The organism is Pyxidicoccus caerfyrddinensis, assembly GCF_010894405.1.
Lineage (GTDB): Bacteria > Myxococcota > Myxococcia > Myxococcales > Myxococcaceae > Myxococcus > Myxococcus caerfyrddinensis.
Window position 1 is genome coordinate 224,156 of the sequence record NZ_JAAIYA010000004.1, and the last position, 24,330, is coordinate 248,485.

Here is a 24,330-nt window from a genome sequence, read left to right on the forward strand (position 1 = left end):
CGCACGGACGGGTCACCGACATCAGGAGCCGGGCCATGGGCATGATGAAGTTCGATATCCCCCACACCCTCCCGAAGGAGGAGGTGAAGCAGCGCGTCGAGCAGTTGCTGAAGTACTGGAACAGCAAATACGGCGTGAAGGCGGACTGGGCGGGCGACGGCGCGAAGATCGCCGGCAAGGTGATGGGCATCCAGATGGATGCGTCCTTCGTCATCACCGACAACCAGGTCCAGGGCGAGGGCACCGACCCCGGCATGCTCCTGCGCGGCAAGGCCAAGTCCTACCTGCAGGACAAGTTCGCCTCCGTGCTGGATCCGAAGAAGACGCTGGACCAGGTGAAGACGAACCTGGGCTAGCAGCACCCCAGACTCGCGGCCCCCGCCTGCACTCAGCGCAGGGGCTGTTCCTCCAGCGCGGCGAGCGCATAGCGCGCCGCGCGGGAGATGGCGTCCGCCGAGTCCGGCATCTCCGGGTAGTGCCCTGCCAGGGGCCGCTGCGGGAAGCGCAGCTGGGCAATGGCGTTGCGATAGCTGCGCCGTGCCGCTTCCGGTTCCTGGGAGCGCTCGTGCACCTGCGCCAGCAGGTAGTGGCCAATGGCCAGCGTGGGTTCCAGGAACAGCGCCTTGCTCAGCTCCGAGCGCGCCTCCTTCAGGTTCCCCGCCTGCAGCATCGCCACCCCACCGAACACGCGCGCCTCCACGCACAGCGGCTCGCGCTGAATCGCCTGCGCGAAGGTGTCACGCGCCTCGGGGATGCGGCCCGTCAGCGAGTAGAGGTTGCCCAGCGTCAGGATGGCGTCCAGGTCGCTCGGCTCGTCCACGAGCAGGCGCTCGACGGCGGCGATGGCGGCGGGGAAGTCCCCCTGCGCCATCTTCCGCACGGCAATGGCCAGGCGCTCCGCGGGCGGCAGCAGCTTGGGCCATGCCGGCACCTCGCCCGTGGTGCTGCGCGTGGGCGTCACCACCGGAATCTCCTGGGTGATGCGCGGGCGCGCGGCGTCCGAAGCCGACGCCACCGGAAGCTCCTGGGTGATGCGCGGGCGCGCCAGGTCTCCGGAGCCTCCGGAGCCTCCGGAGCGCGGCCCCACGGGCGGCGGCGTGGACGGCGTCACCGGGGCCGGAAGGTGCACGTGCCCCTTCACGGCCCTGGGAGCGCCGGGAGCCGCAGGCCCCTGCGGGGACACCGGAGACGGCGTGCCCCGCGTCAGGGCGCCGGACGCAGTCTCCACCTGGATGCGCTTGCGCAGGTCCGCCGCGAAGGACTCGGGCGTCTGCTTGCGCTCGGACACGTCCGGCTCGCCGGGGTACGGGGTGATGCGCAGCGGCGGCGGGCGGAGGGCCTTGTCCGCCAGCGGGCGCCGGTACACGAAGGCGCCGTCCACTTCGATCATCTCGAAGCGGTCATAGACCTTGAAGAGGCTCTCCGAGTAGCCCAGGAACAGCAGTCCACCCGGCCGCAGCGCGCTGAGGAAGCGGTCCATCAGCCCGCGGATGGTGGGCAGGTCGAAGTAGATGATGACGTTGCGGCAGAGGATGAGGTCCAGCGAGGACAGCCCCACCTTGTCGAACACGGGGACCGCCAGGTTCTGCCCGTCGAAGCGGATGTAGTCGCGCAGGGTGGGCAGCGCCTCGTAGCCCTCGTCCACGGGACGGAAGAAGCGCTTGAGCCGCTCCGGGCCGATGCTGATGCAGCGGCGCGAGGTGAAGCGCCCCTGCCGCGCGGCATCCACCGCGGCCAGGTTCAGGTCGGTGGCCAGCAGGTCCACTTCCATGGACAGCGCGCCCAGCTCGGCCAGCACCATGGCCACGCTGTAGGGCTCCTCGCCCGTGGCGCAGCCGGCGGACCAGACGGACACCTTGCGCATCTCCCGCCGCGCGCGCGTCACCAGCTCCGGCAGCACGCTCTTCTCCAGGGCGCGGAACTGCTTCGCGTCGCGGAAGAACTCCGTGTGCCCCACCGTCACCAGGGGGAGGAACGAGCGCAGCTCCTCCTCGCCGCCCGGGCCCGACAGCTGCGCGAGGTACTTCTCCGGCTCCTCCACGCCCACCACGGGCATGCGGGTGGACAGCGCCAGGCGGAGGCTGTGGAAGCCGTCCGGCGTAATCTTGAGGCCCGCACGCTCCAGGAGGAGCGCGGCGAGCTGCTGGAGCACCTTGTTGCTCGCGGTCAGCACGCGTCCACCCACTGAAGCAGCATCGGTCCAATCCGGTCCAGCGGCAGTACCTCCTGCGCGGCGCCCATCAGCACGGCCTCGCGGGGCATGCCCCAGACGGTGGATGTGGCCTCGTCCTGCGCGATGGTCCTTCCACCACGCTCACGAATCTCCTTCAACCCTCGCGCGCCGTCGCGCCCCATGCCCGTCAGGATGACCCCGATGCAGCGCGAGCCGAAGGCCTCGCCCGCGGAAGTGAGCAGCATGTCACACGAAGGTCTGAAACCGCGGAGCGCGGGCCCGGAGTCCAGCTCCAGCCTGCCCTCCGGTCGGACCAACAGGTGACTGCCAGACGGAGCGATGTACACCGTGCCGGGCTCCATCACCACCCCGGTTTCAGCCTCCTGCACTCGCAGCGCCGTCTCCATGGCCAGCCAGTGGGCCAGCCCCTCGGTGAAGCCCTCGCTGATGTGCTGGCAGTAGGCCAGGGGCGCCGGAAAACCCCGGGGAATCATCCGGAGCACCTGCGCCACCGCCTTGGGGCCGCCCAGCGACGCGGCGATGGCCACCAGCGGGAAGGGCGGCGCGGGCGCGTCCGTGCGCGGCAGGGGCCGGGTGCTCACCTGCCGCACCGCCTTCACCTGCGCCAGCATCACCAGCTTGCGCGAAACATGGCTCCAGAAGTCCGCCCCCGGTGACGCCGGGCGCTCCACCACGTCCAGCGCGCCCAGGGCCACGGCCTGGAAGGCGTCCTGGCCGGAGAGCGCGCCCGGGTGCAGCGCGAGGATGGGCACCGGCCGCTCCACCATCACGTGTTCAACCGCCTCCAGCGCCTCGCGGGCGCTGAGGTCCACCAGCAGCACGTCCGGGAAGTGGCGCTGCACGGCGACCAGCGCGCCGGCGAAGTCCACCTCCGCCGGGCCCACCGGGACGAGCGACTCGCCGTCGAAGAGGCCACGCGCGGCGAGCGCACGCAGCCCCTTGCCCACCATGAGCACCCGGAATGCCATTCCTGCCGCGGGGGGGCCGCCCAAGCGTGGCTCCTCAGGTCAGCCGGTCGATGGCCTGCGCGAGGATCTCCACGCCGAGCTCCCCCTTGACGAGGTAGGCGTCCGCCCCCGCGTCCAGGCCGCGGCGCTTGTCCTCCGGAGAGGCCAGCGACGACAGGATGATGACGGGGATGCGGGCCACCGCGGGCGTGGACTTGAGCCGCCGCGACAGCGTGAAGCCGTCCATCTTCGGCATCTGCACGTCGGTGAGGATGAGGTCGTACTGGTTGTTCTGCACCTTCGCGTACGCCTCCTCGCCGTCCTGGGCCTCCTCCAGCAGGTGGCCCAGCGCCTTGACCAGCGCTCCTTCCGTGGCGCGGGCAATGGGCGAGTCGTCCACCAGCAGCACCCGCAGGCGCTTGGCCGCCGGAGCCTGGGTGACGGGACGCGCCATGCGGCGCACCTCGGCCATGATGTCCGGCACGTGCAGCAGCACGGCGATGCGACCGTCCTCCAGCGCCGCGGTGCCGGCGATGAAGGGCGCGCCCTTGAGGAACTCGCCGCCGCAGGGCTTCACCGCGACTTCACGCTCGTCCACGAAGCCGTCGACGACGAGCGCCGCGTGGTCCTCGCCGTGACGCACCACCACCGCGGGCGGCTTGTCGAAGCGGTTGCCACCGTTGAGGCCCAGCAGCGGCCCCAGCGCCACCAGCGCCGTGGGCTTGCCCCGGTGCCGCACGGCGAGGGTGCCGAAGATTTCCAGCCGGTCCTCGGGCTTGACGCGCATCACCGCTTCCACGTCCGCGGCGGGCATGCCGTAGACGTCGTCGCCCAGGCGCACCAGCAGCACCTTCATGAGGGCGAGCGACTGCGGCAGGCGCAGCGTAATCGTGGTGCCACGGCCGATGCGGCTGATGACGCCCACCGAGCCGCCCAGCATCTCCACCTTCCGCTTCACCACGTCCATGCCCACGCCACGGCCGGACAATTCGCTGACCTGGTCGCGGGTGGAGAAGCCGGGACGGAAGATGAGCTCGATGGCCTCGCGCTCGGACAGCGCGTTGGCCTGCACCTGGGTGATGAGGCGCTTGTTGACGGCGGCCTGGCGCAGCCGCTCCGGGTCGATGCCGCGCCCGTCGTCCTCCACCTCGATGTGGAGCATGTCGCCGTCCACGCGCACCTTGATGCGGACACGGCCCGTGAGCGGCTTGCCCAGGCTCTGGCGCGTGTCCGGAGACTCCACGCCGTGGTCCACCGAGTTGCGCAGCAGGTGCACCAGCGCGTCGCGCACGTCAGCCAGCATGGACCGGTCCACGCCGATGTCGGCGTTCTCGATGACCAGGTCCACGTCCTTGCCCTGCGTGCGCGACATCTCTCGCACCGCGCGGGGGAAGGCGTCGAACACGGTGGACAGCGGCACCAGCCGGGCCTCGGCCACGTGGTCCGCCATCTTCGCGAGGTTGCCGTGCAGCGTGTTGATGCCGTCGTCGTTGCGCCGCACGAAGCGGAACGCATCGTCGCGCAGCATGTGGAGGTCGCTCTCCACGCGGTCCAGCAGCGCGCGCACCGGGGTGGGGATTTCCACCTGCTCCGCGAGCCGCAGGAAGCGGTCACCCAGGCGGCTGAAGCGCTCGAACAGCGCCTCCGTCTCCGAGCTGCGCAGCCGTCCGCGGGCGCTCTCCACGAGCAGGTCGCCCGCGAGCAGCCCCAGCGAGTCCAGCACCTCCACGTTGACGCGGATGGTCCGGTCCGCCACGGCGGCGGACTTCGCCGCGCCCTGCGTCTCCTCGGCGGGAGCCGGCGCTGCGGGAGCCTCGGGAGCACGATGCACGGGTGCGGCCGGAGCAGCCACCGGAGCAGCAGCAGGCGCCACGAGCACCGGCGCCGCGACGGGCGCCGTCACCGGAGCGCGGGGCGCGGCGGGCGGCGGAGCGGCGGGCTTCGGCTTGGGCCCGATGGAGGGCGGCTCCTGGCCGGAGACCTCCGCGAGCGCCTTGACCATCTCCTCGCTGGCGGGGGTGCCGGTGTTGGCGCCCGCCAGGTCCTCGTTCAGGTCGGAGAGGACGTCACACGCCCTGAGCAGGACGTCGGTGGCGATCTCCGTGGCCGTCCTGCCCTCGCGCTCGGCGCGCAGGACGTCCTCGGCGGCGTGCGCCAGCTGCCCGATGACGGGCAGGCCCAGCATGCGGGCCTCCCCCTTCATCGTGTGCAGCTCGCGCGCGACGTCTTCCGCGGCCTGGTCCGCGGTGTCCTTCTCCAGGTCCAATACCCCCAGCTGAATCTTCTGGAGGCGGTCTGCGGTGACCTCCTGGAACTTCTTCAGGAGGGACTTCTTTAGAGCCTCGGTGTCCATGGCCGGCGTTCGCCCCTCCCGTTCCAGGAAGCGCTAGTCGGCCTTGAAACGCTTGATGAGCTCTGCCAGCCGGCCCGCGAGCTGCGTCAGCTCCGCCGCGGCACCCGTGGCCTGCTTGGAGGCCTGCGTCGTCTGGCGCGTCACGTCCTCGATCTCCGCCATGGACGCAACCACCTGCTCCGTCGCCGTGCGCTGCTGCTGCGTGGCGAGGTTGATGACGCGGGCCGCGTCGCTGGTCTCCTGCACACCGGCGAGGATGCCTTCCACCGCCTGCGCCGCCACCGCGCCCAGCTTCTCGCCGGACTCGGTCGCCGCCTTGGAAGCCTCCGCCGCACCGGCCGCCGCGGCCGTGGCCTCGCGGATCTCGGTGATGAGGTTCTTGATCTCCTTGGTGGAGTCCAGGACGTTCTCCGCCAGGCGCCGCATCTCCGCCGCGACGATGGAGAAGCCCTTGCCGGCCTCACCCGCGCGGCTGCCCTCGAGCGCCGCGTTCAGCGCCAGCAGGTCCGAGCGGTCGGCAATCTCGTCGATGACCTCCACCACGGTGCCGATGCGCTCCACGCGCTTGGACAGCTTGGCGATGGAGTCCGCCACCGCGACGCCGTCGCTGCGGATCTGCTGCATGGCCTGGATGAACTCACCAATGGCGCCACGGCCCGCGCGAGCCGCACCGAGCGTCTCCTCCGCCACGCGCGCCACGCTGCCGGCGTTCTCGGCAATCTGCGCGGACGCGTGCTTCAGCTCCTCCATGGTGGCGGTCGTCTCGTGGATGGCCGCCGCCTGCTCCGTGGAAGACGTCTCATGCTGCGTGGAGGCCGCGAGCACCTGGTTGGCGGACGAGGACAGGCGCAGCGCCGCCTCGTTGATCTCCCGCACGAAGGTGCGCAGCGTCTCGATGACCTTGCCGAAGCCCTCGAGCAGGGGCCCGAGCTGGGGGTCCTCGGTGGTGGTGTTCCACCGGGACAGGTCGCCCTCGCGCACCAGGCCGATGAGCGAGTCCAGCGCCTGGTCGATTTCCTGCGCCGACACCTGCTTGCGGTGCTCGGACGCGGCGAGATTGTCGAGCACCTGGTTGAGCAGGTGCGCCATCTCCGAGGCGCTCTCGCCCACCAGCTCCTTGGGAACGCGGGCCTGGAGGTTGCCGGAAAGCACCGTCAGCAGCGTGTCGGTGAAGGCCTTGTACTGGGCCTGGGTCGTCGCCGGGTTGGCGCTGGCCTTGGAGCCCGCGGACGCCTTGGAGGCGGGGGCCTTCCGGGCGGAGCGAGCCTTGGACGTGGACTTGTCGTTGGGGGTGTCCAGGGACATTGCGGTCAGTGCCTTCCTTGAGTTCCTTGGGTCCTGGCGGTTTCCACCAGATCGATGAGCAACACGGCGCGGGCCTCTTCGAGGTACACGCCAACGGCATAGGGGGCCGCTCCGGCCGTGGGGGGCATCCGGCGGAGCGAGTTGAGGGGGATGGAGCGCACGGCGTGGACGGCATCCACCTTCAGGTGGCCCTCGCCTTCCGGCGTGTCGAAGACGATGGCGCGGTGGCCCCGGAGAGGCAGGCCCAGCCCGGGCAGCGTGATGTCTTCCGGCAGGGAGCGGTCGATGCGCAGCACCTGGGACGCGTCGGTGCCGTACAGCGAGTGGCCGATGTCGAAGAACAGGATGTCCACCACCTCCTGCTCCTGGACGTGCTCGTCGTTCATCGAGCCACCGCCCGCTGCCGCGCGGTCTGCAGCAGCTTGGAGAAGTTGAGGAGGTTGATGGCGTCCTGGTTGCCGCTGCCGTGCACCACGCCGAGCAGGTGCTCGGCGGCGGCGTCACCGCCCAGCGGCGGCGGCAGGATTTCGGACACGGGGATGCGGCGCAGGCCGAGCACCGTGTCCGCGACGACGCCGGCCACGTAGCTGCCGGTGATGCCGACGAACAGGCGGGTGCGCGGGCCGATGCGCGCCTCTCCCTTGGAGAGGAAGCGCAGCAGGTCGACGACCGGCAGCACCTCTCCTCGGTGGCCGGTGACGCCCATGATGAAGGAAGGAGTCCTCGGCAGGGGAGTGAGCAGGCCCGCGCGGAGAACCTCGAGCACATTCTCACTGGGCACGCCGAGCCGCAGGTCTCCCACCCGGAAGCAGAAGAACTCCTGCTCGGGTCGGGCCTGGGCAGCCACAGCGCGGTCCGGAGCCATCCGGAGTGCCCGCTGGAGGGGTGTGGGGGTCGTGGTCAAGGCGGCAAAGTATCCGGAGGGGACGAAAACCGGTCAAGTAGACCCGACAGGCCGGCTGCTCGGTCGCCGTTTCGATGGTCCGCGCGGATTCAAAGGTGTAGGGTTAGCGGGATTCCTTTGAGGAGGACGATGTCGCGCGTACTGGTCATTGACGACAGCCCGATGCTGGTGGAGCTCACCGTACGGGCCCTCACCGCCGCTGGCTACCAGGCGAGCGGCGCGCAGGACCTGGCGAGCCTCGACCAGAAGCTCACCGAGGGGCCGTTCGCGCTCATCCTCATGGACGTGAACATGCCGGAGATGTTCGGCGACGATGTCGTCGAGTATCTCCGGAGGCAGAAGAAGGTCACCGCCAAGCTGGTGCTGTACTCCGACATCCCCGAGGCGGAGCTGCAGGGCAAGACGAAGGCTTCCGGCGCGGACGGCTACATCCTCAAGAGCGGCGGCCTGGAGGCCGTGCTGGGCGGCGTGATGGGGTTGATTGGACCTCCCGCCCTGGGCGTCCCCACCGCCGTGCCCGCCGCTCCGGCCGCGCCTCCCGCCGCCGCGCCCCAGGCCCCCGCGGCCACCGGCGGCATCCCCGCCGCCAAGCCGGCCACCGCGGGCGGACGCAAGCCGCGCATCCTCATCGTGGACGACAGCGAGATGACGGCCCGCATCATCGAAGCGGACCTCGTGTCCAAGGGCTTCGAGGTGCACGTGGCCGACACCGCGGACAAGGCCACGAAGATCATCCTCAAGAAGCAGACGCGTCCGGACCTGGTGCTGCTGGACGTGCGGATGCCCAACGTGAATGGCGAGCAGTTCTGCCGCTTCATCAAGAGCAACAGCCTCTTCAAGGGCATCAAGGTGCTGCTGTGCTCGGGTGAGAATGTCGAGGAGCTCCAGCGCATCTGCCGCGAGGCGGGCGCCGACGGCTACATCCCCAAGGACGCGGTGATGGGCAACCTGGTGGCCAAGGAGCTGATGCCCCCGCCCACCGAGTAGTCCTCGCGGGGCCGTCTACCGGCCCCCGGTGTCCCGACTCCCCTACCCTCGCCCGGCCGCGTTCTCCCGCTCGTCCAGGCCGCGCGCGAAGTTGCCGATGACGAGCCCCGGCCGCGCCGCCTTCAGCCGCTGCAAGAGCGTGCGGATGCCCACGGGCTCGCCGCCCGCGCCCTTGTCGCGCGCCACCTCCAGGTACTGGAGCGGGTCGATGCACAGCGAGCGCGTCTGCACCTGGTCCACGCGGTACTTCTTCACCAGCCGCTCCAGCGCCTTCACCTCGCCCTCGCGGTCGGTGACGCCGGGGAACAGGAGCAGGTTCAGCGCCAGGTACGCGCCGCGCTCACGCGCGAGGGCAATGGACGCCTCCACGTCCTCCCAGCCGTACTTCACCGGCTTGTAGTAGGCCTCGTAGAGGTCCTTCACCGCCGAGTTGAGCGACACACGGATGGCGTCCAGCCCCGCGTCGAACAGCGCCTCCAGCCCCTTGGTGAGGCTGGCGTTGGTGTTGATGTTGATGGAGCCCTCGCGCGAGTGCGCGCGCATGTAGCGGATGGCTTCAGCAATCTGCTTCCAGCGCGTGAGCGGCTCACCCTCGCAGCCCTGGCCGAAGCTGACCATGGTGCGGCCCGGCGCGTGCTGCAGATGGAACAGGCCAATCTGTCCCATCTCCTCGCCGGTGGGGCCGTCGTCCATGCGCTCGTGCGAGGCGGGCGGCCCGTCCGCGGGCTGGTCGGAGATGCAGCCCACGCAGCGCGCGTTGCACATGACGGACGCGGGGATGGCGGCCTCGTCGCGCACGTAGAACGTGTTCTGCGACGTGAAGCACCGGTAGATGAGCGCGCACGTCTTGAGCTGCTTCAGCACCCGGTTGTTGGGGAAGCGCTCCATGTGCTGCTCCACCAGTGCCTTCATCTCCGGCGTGGAGTAGCGCTCCGGGTCCCAATGCGAGCGGCGGTCGGTGTGAATCGCCCACGCCACCGGGCCCTCGCCCACCCACGCAGCGGCGGTGTACGCCCACTGCGGCAGCACCGGCCCGTTGCCCTTCACCTCGCCGGGGAGGAACGTCCGCGTGTAGCCCGGCGGCAGCAGCGCACCCACCGCGTTGGGCACGAACGTCTTGCCGCCAACCTTCATCTCCCGCACCAGCTCCAGCTCGCCCGTCTCCGGATGGAGCCCCACCGGCAGGCGACCAGGCAGGTGCACGAGCCGTCCGGCCTCCGGCAGGGGGATGGGCTTGTCCTGCGGCGGGACGAGCTCCTCCCCGCTGCGCAGCGTGGCGAGCAGGTACGGATGCTCCATCACCCGGCCCTTGGGGTCGGCGAACAGCAGCTTCGGTGCGGACGTCATGTCTTCCTCAACTACCACCGGGCCCGCGTTTCTTCGACGTCGAAGCAGCACGAGACGCATCGCATTCAACGCCGCGCGTCATACGTGAGGGGTTATTCCGTCTCACCGGAGGCATGCATCCGGCTTCCAGGCGCGCCTTGATTCCCCCCGGGTTTTGGATAGGGTCCGCGCGATTTCAAGTCCCCCTCTGGAGGCAGTCGTGATCGTCGGAGTTCCCAAGGAGATCAAAACCCGTGAGTACCGCGTCGGCATGGTTCCGGCGGGTGTGCGCGCGCTCACGAGCGCGGGCCACACGGTGTTGGTCGAGACGAACGCCGGCGTCGGCTCCGGCATCCCCGACTCGGAGTACCAGCGCGTCGGCGCGCAGATCGTCGCCAGCGCGGACGAGGTCTGGAAGCGCGCAGAGATGATCGTCAAGGTGAAGGAGCCGATTGCGCCCGAGTACGAGCGCATCCAGCCCGGCCAGATCATCTACACGTACTTCCATCTGGCCGGCGTGGACCCGGAGCTGACGAAGGCGTTGCTCAAGAAGAAGGCGGCGGCCGTCGCGTACGAGACGCTGCAGCTGGATGACGGCAGCCTGCCGCTGCTCAAGCCCATGTCCGAGGTGGCCGGGAAGATGGCCATCCAGGTGGGCGCCGCGTGCCTGGAGAAGGCGCACGGGGGCAAGGGCATCCTGCTGGGCGGCGTGCCCGGCGTGCGCCGCGGCCGCGTCACCGTCATCGGTGGTGGCGTGGTGGGCCTGTGCGCCGCCAAGGTGGCCGTGGGCATGGGCGCCGAGGTCACCATCCTCGACGTCAACCTGGAGCGCCTCACCTACCTGGACGACGTGTTCCTCGGCCGCACCAGCGTGCTGGCGTCGGACACGGAGAGCATCGCGAAGTCGGTGCGCGAGTCGGACCTGGTCATCGGCGGCGTGCTCATCCCCGGCGGCAAGGCGCCGAAGCTCGTCTCCGAGGCGCTCATCGCCGAGATGAGCCCCGGCTCCGTCGTCGTCGACGTCGCGGTGGACCAGGGCGGCTGCATCGAGACCTGCAAGCCCACCACCCACGACAACCCGACCTTCGTCGTCCACGGCGTGGTCCACTACTGCGTGGCCAACATGCCCGGCGCGGTGCCGCAGACGTCCACGTACGCGCTCACCAACACCACCCGCCCCTACGCGCGGAAGATCGCCGACATGGGCTTGGTCGAGGCCGTGAAGTCCGACCGCGCCCTGGCCCGTGCGATGAACACCTACAACGGCCACGTCACCTACGAGGCCGTCGCCAAGGACATGGGCTACGACTACGTGCCCCTGGCGGACGCGCTCGCCGGCCGCAAGTAGGCCCAGCAGGCAGCCAGTCAGGCAGGACCCGGCGGGGAGGTTCGGATGGCGACATCCGGCCTCCCCGTTCGTTATTCCTGATGGGGAATATCTTCTCCCGGCGGGCGTCTAGCGTTCCCGAAGCGGGCGTGCGGCCGGGTGTAGCAGGGATGCCGTTGTTGCCCAGTCTGTTCCCGTGCATACATTGATGGGCAGGCGACAACTCATTCCCCAATTGTTTCGGGCCCTTGGAAGGCGGGATATGTTGGACTTCAGGCAACCCAACCGAACGAAGCAGGAATTCGAAGAGCTGGCGCTGGCCCACCTGGACCCGCTCTACTCCGCCGCCCTGCGGCTGACGAAGAACGAGCGCGATGCGGAAGACCTCGTGCAGGACACCTGCATGCGGGCCTACCGCTTCTTCGACAAGTTCGAGCGGGGCACCAACATCAAGGCCTGGCTCTTCAAGATCCTCACCAACACCTTCATCAACCGGTACCGCCGGAAGGTGAAGGAGCGCACGGTGGTGGAGGGCGTGGAGCGCGAGGCCGTGCACGAGCGCTTCGTGAGCCGGGACGCGACGGACTTCGCGGCCAACCCGGAGCAGTACTTCTTCGACCGGCTCCTGTCGGACGACGTGCTGCGCGCCATCGACGCGCTGCCCATCGACTTCCGGCTGGTGGTCATCCTCGCGGACCTGCAGGAGTTCTCCTACAAGGAGATCGCCGAGATTCTCGAGTGTCCCGTGGGCACGGTGATGAGCCGGCTGTTCCGCGGGCGCAAGCTGTTGCAGAAGAACCTGCGCGAGTACGCGGTGGGCCAGGGTGTATTCCGGCATGATGGTGAGCCGGTGAACGCCCCCGCAGACCTCGAAGAGTACCGGAACAGGAAGAAGACAGGGTAGAAACAGGTTCCTCCCGCGCGCCCATGACCTGCCAGGAACTCGAACGGCTCCTCTATCCGTACCTCGACGGCGAATTCCAGCCGGAGGAGCGGGTGGACCTCGAAACCCACCTCTCCGGCTGCGCCGCATGTCAGCGCCGCGTGGAGGAGGAGACGCAGATGAAGCTGGCGCTGCGGCGAGCCGCACGCCACTCCGTGCAGGGGATGCGGACTCCCGCGTCCCTGCGCGCGGGCATCCAGGGCGGACTCAAGCGGGAGCAGCGCCGCGCCCAGTACGGCGTGTGGCTGCGCGCGGGCGCCATGGCCCTGGTGGTGGTGACGGTGGGCGGAGGCTGGGTGGCGTACCAGTCCGAGCAGCGCCTGCGCCTGGCCCGCCGCGAGGCCATCCAGCGCCACAATCGGGTGCTGCCCTACGAAATCGCCTCCGCCTCCCCTGAACAGATGGAGGAGTGGTTCAAGGACAAGGTGGACCCGCGCGTCACCCTGCCGCAGCTGCCCAAGGCGAAGCCGCTGGGCGGCCGCATCTCCATCCTCAACGGCAAGGAAGTGGCGTTCATCAGCTACGAGACGCTGCCGCAGAAGGAAGGCGAGCCGAGCCGCCGTCTGAGCGTCTTCGTCGTCCCCGACGACGAGGCGGCGGCGCCGAGAGTCCAGACCCTGAAGGCGGTGGAGGTGGACTCCGCGCAGGGCTACAACGTCGTCACCTGGCGGGACGACGAAATCGTCTACGAGATGGTCACCGACATGGACGAGGACGACATCCGCCGGATGCTCTCCGAGCGTGACAGCGGTGAGGCCATTGCCCGCAAGTCGGAGCCGCCGCAGTCCGAAGAGCCGCTGTTCTCGCCCGCGCCCGCGCAGCACTCGCGTCCGTCCGTCCCCATCGAGACGGTGAAGTTCCCTCGCTGAGTCGCGCTGTCCGGCACCTCCCAAACGTTCGTTTCATGACGCCTGCCCGCTCTCCGGGCGGCCGGGATTCCGTCGGGGCGGAACATTGACGGTCCCCTGCATGGCCGATAGCCTCGACGGCGAATTCCTATTTCGCGCGCTGTCGCCCGTGGGGTGCACACGTGCGCGCCGCACCGCAGGACGGGCCGTCCCTCCATGTCCAAGAAAATCCTGATCGTCGAAAAGAGCGACACCGCCCTCGCCGCCACGCTGCGTCCCGCGCTGGAGGCCCGAGGCTTCACGGTGGAGGACACCGCCGACGGCAAGGGCAGCGTGGAGCAGATTCGCCGCGACCGGCCGGACCTCACCGTCATCGCCGTGGAGCTGTCCGCGGGGCAGAACGGCTACCTCATCTGCGGCAAGCTGAAGAAGGACGACGACCTCAAGAACGTCCCCATCGTCATCGTCGGCAACCCGGACGGCTTCGCGCAGCACCGCAAGCTGAAGGCGCACGCGGACGAGTACGTCGCCATGCCGGTGGACGCCAACCTCCTGGTGGAGCGCGTGGGCGCGCTGATCGGCTTCCCGGAGCTCCCGGCGTCCGAGGACGTGGTCGACGAGAGCCTCACGCTGGACGCGCTCGGCGACGAGCCGATGACGGCGGACTTCGGCGAGGAGATCTCCGTCGACACCGGCGAGGAGGCCGCGGTGCAGGGCGAGGAGCTGGACCTCGACGCCGCCTTCAGCGACATGTCCGCCCCCGACAACGAGCCCTCGATTGACGAGGAGCCCGTCATCGCCCCGCCGGAGGCGGTGGTGGAGGGCGTGGAAGAGGACTTCGCCTCGCTGGACTCGCTGGGCTCGGACGCGGACGACGCGCTCGACGCGCTGGATGACTCGGAGAAGACGGTGGTGGGCTTCATGCCCCCGGAGCCCGTGCGCCCGCCGCCGGAGCCGGTGCGTCCGCCCGAGCCCGTGCGCGCCGTGGCGCCGCCGCCCGCGCGCACGCCGCCGCCTCCCGCGCGCACCGCCGCGCCCCCGGTGACGGCGGCCCCGGCCATGGCCGCGGCGGACACCGCGGAGCTGCGCAACCTGCGCGCGAAGGTGGCCGAGCTGCAGGGCGCGCTCAACGACGCCCAGGGCCAGGCCACGCAGGCCGAGGACCGCGTCCGTGAGCTGGAGGCCGAGCTGGAGGGCAAGGCCACCGAGCTGGAGACGGCGCGCGCGGCCACCGGGAAGAACGACAAGGACACCTTCGCCCTGCGCGACGCCGTCAACAAGCGGGACAAGGAAATCCTCCGCCTGAAGACGGAGCTGAACCAGAAGGACCAGGAGATCGTCGAGCTCAAGGACCAGCACCTGGAGCTGGAGCAGAAGGCCAGCACGGCCGACTCCGAGATTGCCCGCCGCGACGCGCAGCTGAAGACGCTCACCACGCGCGCGGACACGCTGGCCACGGAGCGCAAGCGCGTGGATCAGCAGCTCGCCGCCGCCAAGGAAGAGGCCCGCGGCGCCGCCGCGCAGCTGTCCGCGCTCCAGACGGAAGTGGACCAGCACCAGGCCCAGGCCCAGGGGCTGAGCGCCGAGGTGGAGGAGCTGCGCGGCCGCACCGGCCAGCTCGAGGCGGACCTGCAGGCCGCCCAGGAAGAGGCGGAAGGGCTGCGCGGCCAGGTGGACGCCGCCCAGCGCGAGGCCGAGGCACTGCGCGCGCAGCTCGAGGACGCCAACGCGCAGCTGTCCGAGCAGGGCACCCGCGCGGCCGAGGAGGCCGAGGAGCTGCGCAAGCGCATCAGCGAGCTGGAGGCCGCCGCGGTGCGCGACGAGGAGCGCGTGACGAAGCTCTACGCGCGCATCAAGAACGACGAGAAGCTGCGCGAGAAGACGAAGAAGGCGCTCGCCATCGCCCAGCAGCTCTTGGATGAGCCGGCCTCCGCCGTGGCGGACGCCGACGAGGCCGCGGCCTGAAGTCCTCCTGAAGTCCTGAAGCCCGCCCCGGGCGTTGACTGAAAGCCCGGGGCCGCTGTCCCGCCCCGCCCTACCCCTGCTTCTTCGGGGCGGTCTTCTTCTCGTGGAGCTTCTTCGCGAAGGACTGCACGGCGGCGGGCACGTTCTTGTCGCGGGCGAGGTCCTTCAGCTCGCCGTCGCGGAACGAGTTGAGGAACTTCATGGTGACGGTGAGCGGCACCTTGGGGTTCTTCACCAGCGCGAGCTTCACCTTCTGGTGCTTCGTCCACTCGCGGTTGTTGTAGATGACGCGCAGCACGTCATCCATCATCGCCTTGTTGGCCGCGCAGGAGAGCACCTCACCGTCGGTGAGACGCGGGCTGCGGATGACGGCCACCGCCACCAGCTTGTTGGTGTCCCGGATGAGCGTGCCGCGGGCCTCCTTGTTGCCCAGCGTGGCGAGCTTGATCTTCTCCGCGATGGACATCTTCATGATGCGCTGGGCGAGCGTGAGCCTCTTGCCCTCCTCCATCGGTGCGGCGTCCTCCCCCGCCACCTCCTGGAACTCCTGGAGGACCTGCTCGGCGGTGGGGCCCGGGTCCGGCGGGGCCTCGGCGGCCTCGGGGCCGAAGAGGCGGATGCGCGCCGTCTTCATCTGCGGCACGTCCGCGAGCACCAGGCCGCTGCGCACCGCGAAGTCGCAGACGCTGTCGGTGAGCGACACGGGGACGTTGGGGTTGACGCACAGGTTGCGGAGGATGTCCTCGTGGCGCAGCAGGCGCAGCTGGTTCTGGCTGACGATTTCCGCCAGCTTCGCGGAGCAGTCCTTCGCCACGTCGGCCACCGCGTCATCCGGGGTGCTGGCGTTGAGGACCAGCATCTCCGCGTAGGCCTCCTTGGCCTTGAGCAGGCCCAGGAAGTAGCCCAGCACGGGGGGCTGCACCTCCTCGTCGCGCACCGCGGAGCCCAGAATCCTGTCCGGCAGGTTGGCGGCCGTCTTCGTCGCCGTGTCGCGCACGGCGGCGTCCGGGTCGAACGTCAGCATGAAGAGCGCGCCGAGCATGTCCGACGGGCTGAGCGGCACCAGCGACTTGGCCGCCATCATCCGCAGCGGCACCGGCGCGGCCGGGTCCACGTGCTTGCGCAGGTTGGGCGGCAGGAACTCCGCGTTGAAGGGACAGCCGGGGGGCGGCGCCGGGACGGCGTTGGGGACGGCGGTGGTCATGAGGCGTGATTCCTTCCGTAGATGATGCGCAGGCCCTCGAGCGTGAGGAACTCGTCCACCTCGTGGATGGCCTTGGACTCGGTTGCCACCAGCGCGGCCAGCCCCCCGGTGGCGACGACTCGCACCGGGAAGCCCAGGTCCGACTGCATCCGCGCGCAGATGCCGTCCACCAGCCCCACGTAGCCGAACACGAGCCCGGACTGGATGGAGTGCACGGTGTTGCGGCCGATGACGTGCGGGGGCCGCGCGAACTCCACGCGCGGCAGCTTGGAGGCGTTCAGGAACAGGGCCTCCATGGCGATGTTGATGCCGGGGCAGATGGCGCCGCCCAGGTACTCGCCCTTCGGCGACACGGCGTCGAAGGTGGTGGCGGTGCCGAAGTCCACGACGATGACGCCCGAGTGGTGCTTCTCGTAGGCGGACACCGCGTTGACGATGCGGTCGGCGCCCACCTCGCGCGGGTTGTCGTAGAGGATGGGCATGCCCGTCTTCACGCCCGGCCCGACGAACATGGGGCGCGTGCGGAAGTAGCGCTCGCTCATCTTCTCCAGGTTGAACTGGAGCGGCGGCACCACGCTGGACACCACCACCGCGGACACCTTCGCCGCGTCCACCCCGCTGTGGGTGAAGAGCTGGCGGACCAGGATGCCGTACTCGTCCGAGGTGCGGCGGGTGCTCGTCTCCACCCGCCAGTGGTCCAGCAGGCGCCGGCCCTCGAAGACTCCAAGGACGGTGTTGGTATTGCCAACGTCGATGGCCAGAAGCATCACACCGCGCACTCTATCGCGAAGGCGGCCACCTCGGCTGCCCTCCCCGGCCCTACCTGGGGCGTGCCGGCTTCCGGGGCCGGAGCTGCTCCACGTCGCCCGCCAGCACCCGCTCGAGCGAGCCCCCCTCCGTCCGCACCATGAGCGCGCCGGACGGGTCGATGTCCTCGGCCCGCCCGCGCAGCTCCTGCCGGTCCGTGCGCACCAGCACGTCCTGGCCCAGGGTGGAGGACAGCGCCTTCCACCGGGCACGCACCGGGTCGAAGCCTTCTTCCAGGTACCTGTCCAGCCACTCCTCCATCCGGCCCCAGAGGGTGGCGGCGAAGCGGGCGCGGAGCACGCGCTGTCCGGTGGCCAGGGCCAGGGAGGTGGCCGTCTCGCGCAGCTCGTCCGGGAAGTGCTCGGCGCGGGAGTTGAGGTTGACGCCCACGCCCACAATCACGAAGTGCACGCGCTCGGGCTCGGCGGACAGCTCCGTGAGGATGCCCGCCACCTTGCGCCCGTCGAGGTGGACGTCGTTGGGCCACTTGATGGCGGCCTCCGTCCCCTGCTCGCGCAGCGCCTCCGCCAGCGCCACGGCGGCCACCAGCGTCAGCTCCGGGGCGCGCTGCGGCGGCAATTCCGGACGGAGGATGGCGGAGAAGTAGAGGTTGAGGCCCGGCGGGGACACCCACGCGCGGCCCCGGCGGCCCTTGCCGGCCGTCTGCTGCTCGGCCACCACCACCTCGCCGTGCTCGGCCCCGTCCTGCGCCAGGCGGAAGGCCACCTCGTTGGTGGAGCCCACCGAGTCGTGGTGGTGCACGGTGCGGCCCAGGTCGTGCGTGGTCAGCAGCGGGGCCAGCTCCAGCGAGGTGAGCCGGTCCGGCACCTCCAGCAGGCGGTAGCCCCGGGCGGAGATGGCCTCAATCCGGTAGCCCTTGGTGCGCAGCGCCTCCACGCGCTTCCACACGGCGGTGCGCGACAACCCCAGCTTGCCGGAGAGCGCCTCTCCGGAGGTGAAGTCGCTCCCACTCTCGGAGAGGAAGCCCAGGATGAGCTCCTCCTGCGTCTGCTCGTTCGAATCGGCGGGCACGGAAGGATCCTCGCGGAAGATGCGCCAGGGTACGGAGGGGCGGCCGGGCTTTCAACCCGCCACGCCTCCCCCGTCCCCGCCCCGTCTCGCAGCGGGCGTTCAGCCGGCCGGAGGGGCTTCCGCGGCGGGGCGACCTCCGCCCTGGCCATCGCTGAGCTGCCAGCCCGTCAGCTCCATGAGCACCTGCGGCGTGCGCTGGCCGTCCTTCCCCTCCACGGCGATGTCCAGGCGAACGATGCCCACGCCGGGGGCGAAGGACATGGTGTTCACCAGGGTGGCGTTCGCATCCATCCGGTTGCGTCCCTCCACCTGGACACAGCCCTGGAAGGTGCCGGCGGGGGCCTGGCACGTCACGCCAACGCCGATGATGCGGTAGCGCTCCGTGGACGACACGGACACCACGTTCGTCCACGAGTGGCCCACCTCCAGCGGCCCGCGCAGCAGGTAGCGCTTGGCGTCGCGGAGCCCGTAGGCGTCCACCGCGAGCTGGCCCTTCTGGTTGTCGACGAAGTAGCCCTCCTCCTGCCCGAGGATCTCCACCGTCACCTGCTTGTTGGCGATGCCATTGAGCCGGTACGTCCAGCGGTTGCCCACCGCGAGCGGGTAGAACTGGGCCACGTTGTCGGTGGATGGCGCCCTCGGCGCGGCCTCCACGTTCTTGGAGCAGCCGCTGCCCAGCACCAGGGTGGCCAGCAAGGCCACCGCCCCCACGCCGAATGAACGCTTCATCAGGATTTCAGTCCGCGTGGCCCGGGCCACGCGCCTCCGCCGTCGTGTGCTTGCGTGATGCGTAGAGCGTGTCCAGCGCCTGCTGCGCCGCGGCCTGGACCGCGGGCGCGTCGTGTCCCTGCGCCACCGTGTAGAGGTAGGCCTCCGCTTCGGGGCCACCAATCTCGCCCACCGCGAAGACGATTTCCTGCACGAAGCCCAGCTCCTTGCCCCGCGCCAGGTCGATGAGCACGGGCACCGCGGTGCGCGCCTTCATCTCCACCAGCGTGCCCATGGTCTTCCGCAGCGAGTCCGCGTCGGTGGCGTCCTTGAGTTGCTCGATGAGCAGCGGCGCGGCGGCCGGGTGCTGGCGGTCCGCCAGCGTGTGCAGGGCGACGTCGCGCAGGCGCGCGTCATCCGCCCGCAGGTCCTGCACGAGCGCGTCGTCGGTGCGCTCCAGCGCGGCGAGCTGCAGCACGGCGGAGTCCGTCACCTGGCGCAGCACGCTCTGGAGCGCCACGCGCATGGCCTCCTGCCGCCCGGCGGGCGAGTCCTTCTCGACGGGCGCCTCGCCCAGGCCCACCACTTCGTAGTGCTGCGGGAGGTCTCCGCCAAAGCGCTCCAGCGTGAGGCTGGCACCCACCTCGGCGAAGCTGCGCGGGTCTCCGTCCTTCAGCACCTCGCGGGTGAAGGGTACGTCCAGCGTCAACCGCCAGGGGCGCACCTCGCGGGGCGCGTCCTCGGCCTGCGGGTCGAAGCGTCCGGAGGACTTCAGCGCCTCCGTGAAGAGCGTCGCCACCCCTTCGGGCGCGAGCCCCAGCAGGGCGTTGTCCCGCACGGTGGTGCCGGAGACCTCCACCGGCGCCACCGGGTAGCGCGGCGCCTGCGAGCGGCAGGCACCGAGTAGGACGACGCAGGAGGCGAGCACCAGGGCCGGCTTCATCGCCCCTCCAGGTTAACACCCGGAAGGCGACGGCGCCGGCCATTCCCCGCCTGCCTGAAGTCCCTCGTCAGCCCTGGCCTCCCTCGGACGAGTCCGGAGGGGGCGTTTCGCGACGCTCGGTGGCCTCGGTGGCGTGCGGCTCCGTGGCGGCCTCCCCCGAAGGAGCGGCGGCGGGGGCCTCGGCGGTGGCCGCCCGCCCCCCTCCGACACTTCCGGAGTTGTCATCGTCGGGAGTCGGAGATGCGACAGACGTGGGCGCCTCCGCGCCGCGCGGCTCCGTGGCGGCCTCCTCCGAAGGAGCGGCGGTGGCCTCCCCTGTCGAAGCGGTGGTGGGCTCACCCGCAGGCGCAGCAGCGGTGGCCTCGGCGGAAGGCGCGACCGGGGCCTCGCTCGCAGGGGCGGCAGCGGCCTCACCAGAAGGCGCGGTGCCCTCCCCAGCCGGAGCAGCGGCGGCACCCTCGGCCGGAGGCGTCGCCCCCGGGGCGGCACCCTCACGGTTGCCACGGCCGCGGCGACCGCGACGGCGGCGGCGGCGGCGCTTGCGCTCACCCTGGGCGCCCTCGGCACCACCCTCGGCGGCGGCACCCTCGGGACGGGCGCCTCCGACGAAGGCGCTGGCGGCCTCCAGGTCCTCGTCATCGCCCTCCTCGTCGTCGTCCCCCTCCTCGTCCTCACCCGCCTGCTGCACGGGTGCGGCGGGCGGCGCGGCGACGGGCGCGCTCTCGGCCGAGGGAGTGGCGGACGTGGCCTCGGCGGCCCCGGACACCTCGGCGGTCTCCTCCGCCTCGCGCGCCTCGCGGGCCTCGCGCTCGCGGCGGCGCTTCTCGCGGGGACGCTCGCGCTCCGGCGCGCCGGGAGTGGCCTCCGCGGAAGCCTCCTCGCCCTCGCCCCGGGCCTGCTTCTCGCGCTGGCGCTCCTCGCGGCGCTTCTGGGCCTCCTCGGCATCCAGCTTCGCGGCCTCGAAGAACGTCTCGTCGACCTCGAACAGCTCCACGCGGGTGACGGTGACGGCCGTCTCCGCCTCGAGGAACTTCTCGCCCAGCGCGTCACCGCACCAGAGCATCACCAGCGAGCCGCTGGCCTGCGCCTCGGTGCGCGCGTCGCCGCGCACATCCCCGGCGCTCACCAGCAGGCCCACCTGCGCGGAGTAGTGGCCGAGGTCGCGCCGCAGCTCCTGCACCGTCTTGCGGTCGATGCCGGGCGCGCCCTTCAGCATGCGCACCGCGTAGCGCAGCTCCACGCTGCCCTCGCGCTTGCGGGCGGTGAGCAGCGGGCCTTCCTTGGACCGCTTCGCCACCTTCAGCTCGCGGAAGCCCAGCCCGTGCATCATCTTCACGACGGACTTCTCGAACGTGCCCACGTCCAGCTCGCCCAGGCGCTTGCGCAGCCCGCGCGCCACGGCGCGGCGCGCGTCCTTGAGCGTGGTGCGCAGCGTGGTGAGCAGCGTGGCGTCCGCCAGCGGCTCGGCGGCGGCCGCGGCGGCCGGCTTGCCCAGCAGGGGGCGCCCGGCCTCCAGGGGGATGCCCAGCGCCTGCGCGAAAGCGGCCTGCAGCTCCAGCGGCGGGGCCTCGCTCGGCGCGCCCGCGCGCTCCAGCGTCACCTCGCCGGTCTCCTTGTTGAAGGAGTACTGCGGGCGGCGGCCGGCGTCGATGCGGCGCTGGTTGTCCTCCAGCAGGGCGGTGAGCACCGCCTCCACCGTGGTCTCCTCGGCGCACAGCTCCTTGCCCCGGGCGCGCTCGATGAGCTGCTCGGTGCGCAGCGCGATGCCCTCCTCGCTGAGGATTTCGAACACCACCTCCGGCAGCGGCGGGAAGCGCTTGCGGCGCCCGCCCCGCTCCTCCTCCTCGTCGCGGCGGCGCTTGCGGTCGCTGCCACGGCCCGCCACCTTCACGTTGTCCACGCGAGGCTCGGGATGGCGCTCCGCAGGACGCAGCGGCGGCAGGTCCTCTTCCGGATGTGGCTCGATTACGCCAGTCTGTGCCAAAGCCTCCGCATCCTCGGGAATCGACCAGTCCACCAGCGCGAAGGTGTCCTTCGCCGTGACAATCACCTTGCGATCCCGCGTGCGGCGCGCCATGGCAGCGAGGCGCGACAGCATCGTCACCTCAGGCGTCTTGCCCACGTGGGAAAGCAGGCTCTGCTGGATGGACTTCTCAGTGATTTCGAGAAAATGGAGGGGACGACCTTCGCTCTCCAGGACACGGAGCGCGGCCTCGTAGAATGTCATCGAGTATTCCCCAAGAATTCCGAACGGTTACAAAAATGTAGGTCCGTATGGGTGGCGGATGCTAGCCATCGCTAAACTGGCTTGTCAACGAACGGAAGATGACCCGCAGAAGATGACCCGCATACGCATCGGACAGCGTTGGAAACGCGAACCCGCGACTTCCCCGCTCGATTCCATCGCACTGGAATTGGACGGGGTGGACCTGCTGTCCGGGGCCGTGGAGGAGTCTCTAGCAGAAGTGGTGCCCGCGCTGGTGCGCTCAGTTGCGGCCATTTATGGGGGGCGACAGCGGCTGGCCCAGGTTTCCCTGCCGGAAGCCCACCTGGAGCTGGTGCTCCGCCGGGTGGGACCGGAGGTGGAATTGCTCGTGGCGAGCCTCGCCCGCCCCGCCCGGCTGCTGCGGCCACCGGTGCGCGTGGAGGTGGACGAGCTGGCCGTGGCCGTCCGGGAGGGCGCCGAGCGCTTCCTCGCGGACGTCACCCGGGTGGCCCCGAAGGCGCTCTCCACGTCCCTCTCCCAGGCGCTGGGGGAGCCACTGAAGGTCCTCCGCCGCCCCGCCCGTCCCCCCGAGGAGGCGCGCGCGAAGCCGTCCACGAAGCGGGTGGAGCCCCAGGAGGTGCCCGGCTTCGGCTTCGAGCTGCGCGACGTGGGCGTGCCCGCCGGCCGTGCGGGCGAGCGGGGCACCGCGGGGAGTCTGGCCCCGCTGCTGGCCGGGGGCGAGGTGTGGCTGGCGCTGCCGGGCCGGCCGGAGGCCTGGCGCGTCCCGGGCCCGCCCTTCCTCGCGGTGCTGGAGCTGTCCCGGCAGGCGGTGGAGCTGGCCCGCGCGGTGGAGCTGGGCGAGGAGCGCTTCGAGCTGGCCCCCGCGGGCGCGCGGCCGGTGCTGGTGCTGGACTTGAAGGGCGGCAAGGCGAAGCCCGGGCGCACCGGCACGCCCTTCCCGCTCGACGCCAAGGCCCTGGCCGGGGCCCTCTTCCACCTGGGCGAGTCCCTGGCCGCGGCCTTCGTGGAGGAGGACCGGACGCAGGTGGGCAACCCCTACCTGGTGGAGCTGGCGGAGCGCTGCCGCGAGGGCCTGTCGCACCTGCGCGGCGCGGTGCAGCCCCCCGAGGCGCAGGGCGCGGCCCGGGAGAAGAAGGCCCGGGCGGCCCGCGGCACGTCGAAGCCGCTGAAGGTGCCCGGGCGCCTGCGCCGGCTGCGCTTCGAGAAGCTGTGGGAGAAGCGCGGGCTGTCGGACGCCGAGGAGGCGAAGCTGCTGCTGGGCCGGCACGGGCCGGTGTACTGCGCGCCGCAGCTCGCGTCGGCCTTCTCGCGCAAGGACGGGACGCTGCTGTGGAAGCGCGCCGCGCCGCTGGGCGTGGCGGCCTCCGCGGACGGGCACGCGGTGGCGGCGGACATGACGCGCGTGTACGGCTTCACCGGCCGGGGCGCGGGCGCGCGCTGGCTGCATGACCACGACGGCATCCCCCTGGGCCCGCTGCTGCTGCGCAAGGACGGGCTGCTGCTCACCCTCTCCGAGGACCGCACCGTCGTCGCCTTCGCCGAGGCCACCGGCCGCGAAGTCTGGCGCCTCGCGCCTCCGCGCACGCAGCGCAGCTGGCTGTCCACCCAGGGCCACCGCGCGCTGGTGGGCACCGACTCGGGCTACCTCTACGGGCTCGACTTGGAAGACGGCCAGGTGCGCTACCGGATGCGCGCGCCCATGCCCTTCCACTGCCCACCGGTGGCGTGGGGCCGGCGCTTCCTGTCCATGCTGGGGCGCGGCTCGCACTGGGCGGTGCTGCTCGCGGACGCGCACACCGGTGAAACCGTGTGGACGCACGAGCCGGACCTCACCCATCCGTCCCTTCCGCTGCCGGTAGGGCCCCGCGTGTTCCTCGCCGGAGAGCGCGAGCGCGACGGCGTCCTCTTGTGCCTGGACTCCAAGGGCAAGCGCGTCTGGGAGCGGCCCTTGAATCTGGGGCCGGGGCCCTACGCGCTGTCGCCGCTGCCTCGCGCGGTGGTGGTGACGAGCCCGTCCGGGGCCGCCGCGCGCGTGGCCGCCAATGGCACGGTGGACTGGCGCGTGGGTGCCGCGGGCGAGCCGCTCATCCGCGCGCTCCCGGCCCGCACCGCGAGGGGCGTGACGCTGGTGCCGGGCGAGCGGGTGCGGGCGGTGGACCCTCGCGGCGGCCAGGTGCTCGCGGAGGTCCGGGTGGGGGTGGGGCTCGTCGCGCTCCAGGCGGACGTGCGCCTCAACCTCTACTTCCTCGACGACGCCGGCACGCTGTCCTCGTACCGGCTGGCGTCGCACTTCACCGTGGTGGAGTAGGC

Annotated in this window: 20 protein-coding genes; 7 read left to right on the forward strand and 13 right to left on the reverse strand. The window is 70.9% G+C overall.

The genetic code is table 11. The features are described from left to right. Window positions 1–35: 35 nt before the first annotated feature. Entirely contained in the window at window positions 36–356 is a 321-nt protein-coding gene (locus tag G4D86_RS11340) for a polyhydroxyalkanoic acid system family protein (protein ID WP_163992608.1), read from the forward strand. Window positions 357–388: 32 nt separating this feature from the next. Here G4D86_RS11340 and G4D86_RS11345 read toward each other — a convergent pair whose 3' ends face one another. From G4D86_RS11345 to G4D86_RS11370, 6 genes are read right to left on the reverse strand one after another with little or no spacing between them, the layout of a single operon-like run. Further along, window positions 389–2,173 carry a protein-glutamate O-methyltransferase gene (locus tag G4D86_RS11345; RefSeq protein WP_163992610.1) on the reverse strand — a complete coding sequence of 595 codons (1,785 nt, stop codon included), beginning with the start codon at window positions 2,171–2,173 and terminating at the stop codon, window positions 389–391. Next, window positions 2,167–3,162, reverse strand: a complete 996-nt coding sequence (locus G4D86_RS11350; protein ID WP_163992611.1) for a chemotaxis protein CheB — start codon at window positions 3,160–3,162, stop codon at window positions 2,167–2,169. The genes G4D86_RS11345 and G4D86_RS11350 overlap by 7 nt, the downstream gene beginning before the upstream one ends. A 34-nt stretch (window positions 3,163–3,196) precedes the next feature. Continuing rightward, window positions 3,197–5,494 carry a hybrid sensor histidine kinase/response regulator gene (locus G4D86_RS11355; protein ID WP_163992613.1) on the reverse strand — a complete coding sequence of 766 codons (2,298 nt, stop codon included), beginning with the start codon at window positions 5,492–5,494 and terminating at the stop codon, window positions 3,197–3,199. Window positions 5,495–5,527: 33 nt separating this feature from the next. Further along, window positions 5,528–6,799, reverse strand: coding sequence for a methyl-accepting chemotaxis protein (locus G4D86_RS11360; RefSeq protein ID WP_163992615.1), 1,272 nt, complete (start codon window positions 6,797–6,799; stop codon window positions 5,528–5,530). A gap of 5 nt (window positions 6,800–6,804) precedes the next feature. Then, window positions 6,805–7,185, reverse strand: a complete 381-nt coding sequence (locus tag G4D86_RS11365; protein ID WP_163992617.1) for a Frizzy aggregation protein FrzB — start codon at window positions 7,183–7,185, stop codon at window positions 6,805–6,807. Next, entirely contained in the window at window positions 7,182–7,664 is a 483-nt protein-coding gene (locus G4D86_RS11370; protein ID WP_163993218.1) for a chemotaxis protein CheW, read from the reverse strand. The genes G4D86_RS11365 and G4D86_RS11370 overlap by 4 nt, the downstream gene beginning before the upstream one ends. Window positions 7,665–7,832: 168 nt before the next feature. Here G4D86_RS11370 and G4D86_RS11375 point away from each other — a divergent pair, with 168 nt between their 5' ends. Then, window positions 7,833–8,690 carry a response regulator gene (locus G4D86_RS11375; protein WP_163992619.1) on the forward strand — a complete coding sequence of 286 codons (858 nt, stop codon included), beginning with the start codon at window positions 7,833–7,835 and terminating at the stop codon, window positions 8,688–8,690. Window positions 8,691–8,732: 42 nt separating this feature from the next. Here the strand turns inward: G4D86_RS11375 and G4D86_RS11380 are convergent, their stop codons facing one another. After that, window positions 8,733–10,037 (reverse strand): radical SAM family protein, encoded by a 1,305-nt coding sequence (locus G4D86_RS11380; protein WP_163992621.1) that lies wholly within the window; start codon window positions 10,035–10,037, stop codon window positions 8,733–8,735. 199 nt (window positions 10,038–10,236) lie between these two features. Here G4D86_RS11380 and ald point away from each other — a divergent pair, with 199 nt between their 5' ends. The 4 genes from ald (at window position 10,237) to G4D86_RS11400 (ending at window position 15,099) form a co-directional block, all read left to right on the forward strand. Continuing rightward, window positions 10,237–11,364, forward strand: a complete 1,128-nt coding sequence (gene ald / locus G4D86_RS11385) for an alanine dehydrogenase (RefSeq protein ID WP_163992622.1) — start codon at window positions 10,237–10,239, stop codon at window positions 11,362–11,364. A 241-nt stretch (window positions 11,365–11,605) separates the two neighbouring features. Then, window positions 11,606–12,247: a sigma-70 family RNA polymerase sigma factor gene (locus tag G4D86_RS11390; RefSeq protein ID WP_163992624.1), complete on the forward strand. Its 642-nt coding sequence runs from the start codon at window positions 11,606–11,608 to the stop codon at window positions 12,245–12,247. Window positions 12,248–12,270: 23 nt separating this feature from the next. Then, window positions 12,271–13,155 (forward strand): anti-sigma factor family protein, encoded by an 885-nt coding sequence (locus G4D86_RS11395; protein ID WP_163992626.1) that lies wholly within the window; start codon window positions 12,271–12,273, stop codon window positions 13,153–13,155. Between the two features lie 195 nt (window positions 13,156–13,350). Then, complete coding sequence (locus G4D86_RS11400; protein ID WP_163992628.1) at window positions 13,351–15,099, forward strand: response regulator; 1,749 nt, start codon at window positions 13,351–13,353, stop codon at window positions 15,097–15,099. 70 nt (window positions 15,100–15,169) lie between these two features. Here the strand turns inward: G4D86_RS11400 and G4D86_RS11405 are convergent, their stop codons facing one another. The 6 genes from G4D86_RS11405 to G4D86_RS11430 all read right to left on the reverse strand — a co-directional run bounded on the left by G4D86_RS11405 (window position 15,170) and on the right by G4D86_RS11430 (window position 22,020). Then, on the reverse strand, window positions 15,170–16,303 hold the full coding sequence (locus G4D86_RS11405; protein WP_163992631.1) for a hypothetical protein: 1,134 nt from the start codon (window positions 16,301–16,303) through the stop codon (window positions 15,170–15,172). Next, window positions 16,300–17,070: a type III pantothenate kinase gene (locus G4D86_RS11410; protein WP_163993220.1), complete on the reverse strand. Its 771-nt coding sequence runs from the start codon at window positions 17,068–17,070 to the stop codon at window positions 16,300–16,302. Before G4D86_RS11410 ends, G4D86_RS11405 begins: the two co-directional genes overlap by 4 nt. 52 nt (window positions 17,071–17,122) lie before the next feature. Further along, the gene (locus G4D86_RS11415) at window positions 17,123–18,142 is read right to left on the reverse strand and encodes a biotin--[acetyl-CoA-carboxylase] ligase (RefSeq protein ID WP_163992633.1); all 1,020 of its coding nucleotides are present in this window, start codon (window positions 18,140–18,142) and stop codon (window positions 17,123–17,125) included. A 99-nt stretch (window positions 18,143–18,241) separates the two neighbouring features. Continuing rightward, entirely contained in the window at window positions 18,242–18,901 is a 660-nt protein-coding gene (locus G4D86_RS11420) for a hypothetical protein (protein ID WP_163992634.1), read from the reverse strand. Further along, window positions 18,879–19,793: a HEAT repeat domain-containing protein gene (locus G4D86_RS11425; protein WP_163992636.1), complete on the reverse strand. Its 915-nt coding sequence runs from the start codon at window positions 19,791–19,793 to the stop codon at window positions 18,879–18,881. Before G4D86_RS11425 ends, G4D86_RS11420 begins: the two co-directional genes overlap by 23 nt. 67 nt (window positions 19,794–19,860) lie before the next feature. Continuing rightward, window positions 19,861–22,020 carry an HTH domain-containing protein gene (locus G4D86_RS11430; protein ID WP_163992638.1) on the reverse strand — a complete coding sequence of 720 codons (2,160 nt, stop codon included), beginning with the start codon at window positions 22,018–22,020 and terminating at the stop codon, window positions 19,861–19,863. Window positions 22,021–22,132: 112 nt separating this feature from the next. Here G4D86_RS11430 and G4D86_RS11435 point away from each other — a divergent pair, with 112 nt between their 5' ends. Continuing rightward, a complete protein-coding gene (locus G4D86_RS11435) occupies window positions 22,133–24,328 on the forward strand; it encodes an outer membrane protein assembly factor BamB family protein (RefSeq protein WP_163992641.1) in 2,196 nt (731 codons plus the stop codon). Window positions 24,329–24,330 lie beyond the last annotated feature (2 nt).

Coding starts and splice junctions, on each gene's coding strand:
- G4D86_RS11340 (WP_163992608.1), top strand. CDS start 36: ATGGGCATGATGAAGTTCGATATCCCCCACACCCTCCCGAAGGAGGAG.
- G4D86_RS11350 (WP_163992611.1), bottom strand. CDS start 3,162: ATGGCATTCCGGGTGCTCATGGTGGGCAAGGGGCTGCGTGCGCTCGCC.
- G4D86_RS11355 (WP_163992613.1), bottom strand. CDS start 5,494: ATGGACACCGAGGCTCTAAAGAAGTCCCTCCTGAAGAAGTTCCAGGAG.
- G4D86_RS11360 (WP_163992615.1), bottom strand. CDS start 6,799: ATGTCCCTGGACACCCCCAACGACAAGTCCACGTCCAAGGCTCGCTCC.
- G4D86_RS11365 (WP_163992617.1), bottom strand. CDS start 7,185: ATGAACGACGAGCACGTCCAGGAGCAGGAGGTGGTGGACATCCTGTTC.
- G4D86_RS11370 (WP_163993218.1), bottom strand. CDS start 7,664: ATGGCTCCGGACCGCGCTGTGGCTGCCCAGGCCCGACCCGAGCAGGAG.
- G4D86_RS11375 (WP_163992619.1), top strand. CDS start 7,833: ATGTCGCGCGTACTGGTCATTGACGACAGCCCGATGCTGGTGGAGCTC.
- G4D86_RS11380 (WP_163992621.1), bottom strand. CDS start 10,037: ATGACGTCCGCACCGAAGCTGCTGTTCGCCGACCCCAAGGGCCGGGTG.
- G4D86_RS11390 (WP_163992624.1), top strand. CDS start 11,606: ATGTTGGACTTCAGGCAACCCAACCGAACGAAGCAGGAATTCGAAGAG.
- G4D86_RS11395 (WP_163992626.1), top strand. CDS start 12,271: ATGACCTGCCAGGAACTCGAACGGCTCCTCTATCCGTACCTCGACGGC.
- G4D86_RS11400 (WP_163992628.1), top strand. CDS start 13,351: ATGTCCAAGAAAATCCTGATCGTCGAAAAGAGCGACACCGCCCTCGCC.
- G4D86_RS11405 (WP_163992631.1), bottom strand. CDS start 16,303: ATGACCACCGCCGTCCCCAACGCCGTCCCGGCGCCGCCCCCCGGCTGT.
- G4D86_RS11410 (WP_163993220.1), bottom strand. CDS start 17,070: ATGCTTCTGGCCATCGACGTTGGCAATACCAACACCGTCCTTGGAGTC.
- G4D86_RS11425 (WP_163992636.1), bottom strand. CDS start 19,793: ATGAAGCCGGCCCTGGTGCTCGCCTCCTGCGTCGTCCTACTCGGTGCC.
- G4D86_RS11430 (WP_163992638.1), bottom strand. CDS start 22,020: ATGACATTCTACGAGGCCGCGCTCCGTGTCCTGGAGAGCGAAGGTCGT.
- G4D86_RS11435 (WP_163992641.1), top strand. CDS start 22,133: ATGACCCGCATACGCATCGGACAGCGTTGGAAACGCGAACCCGCGACT.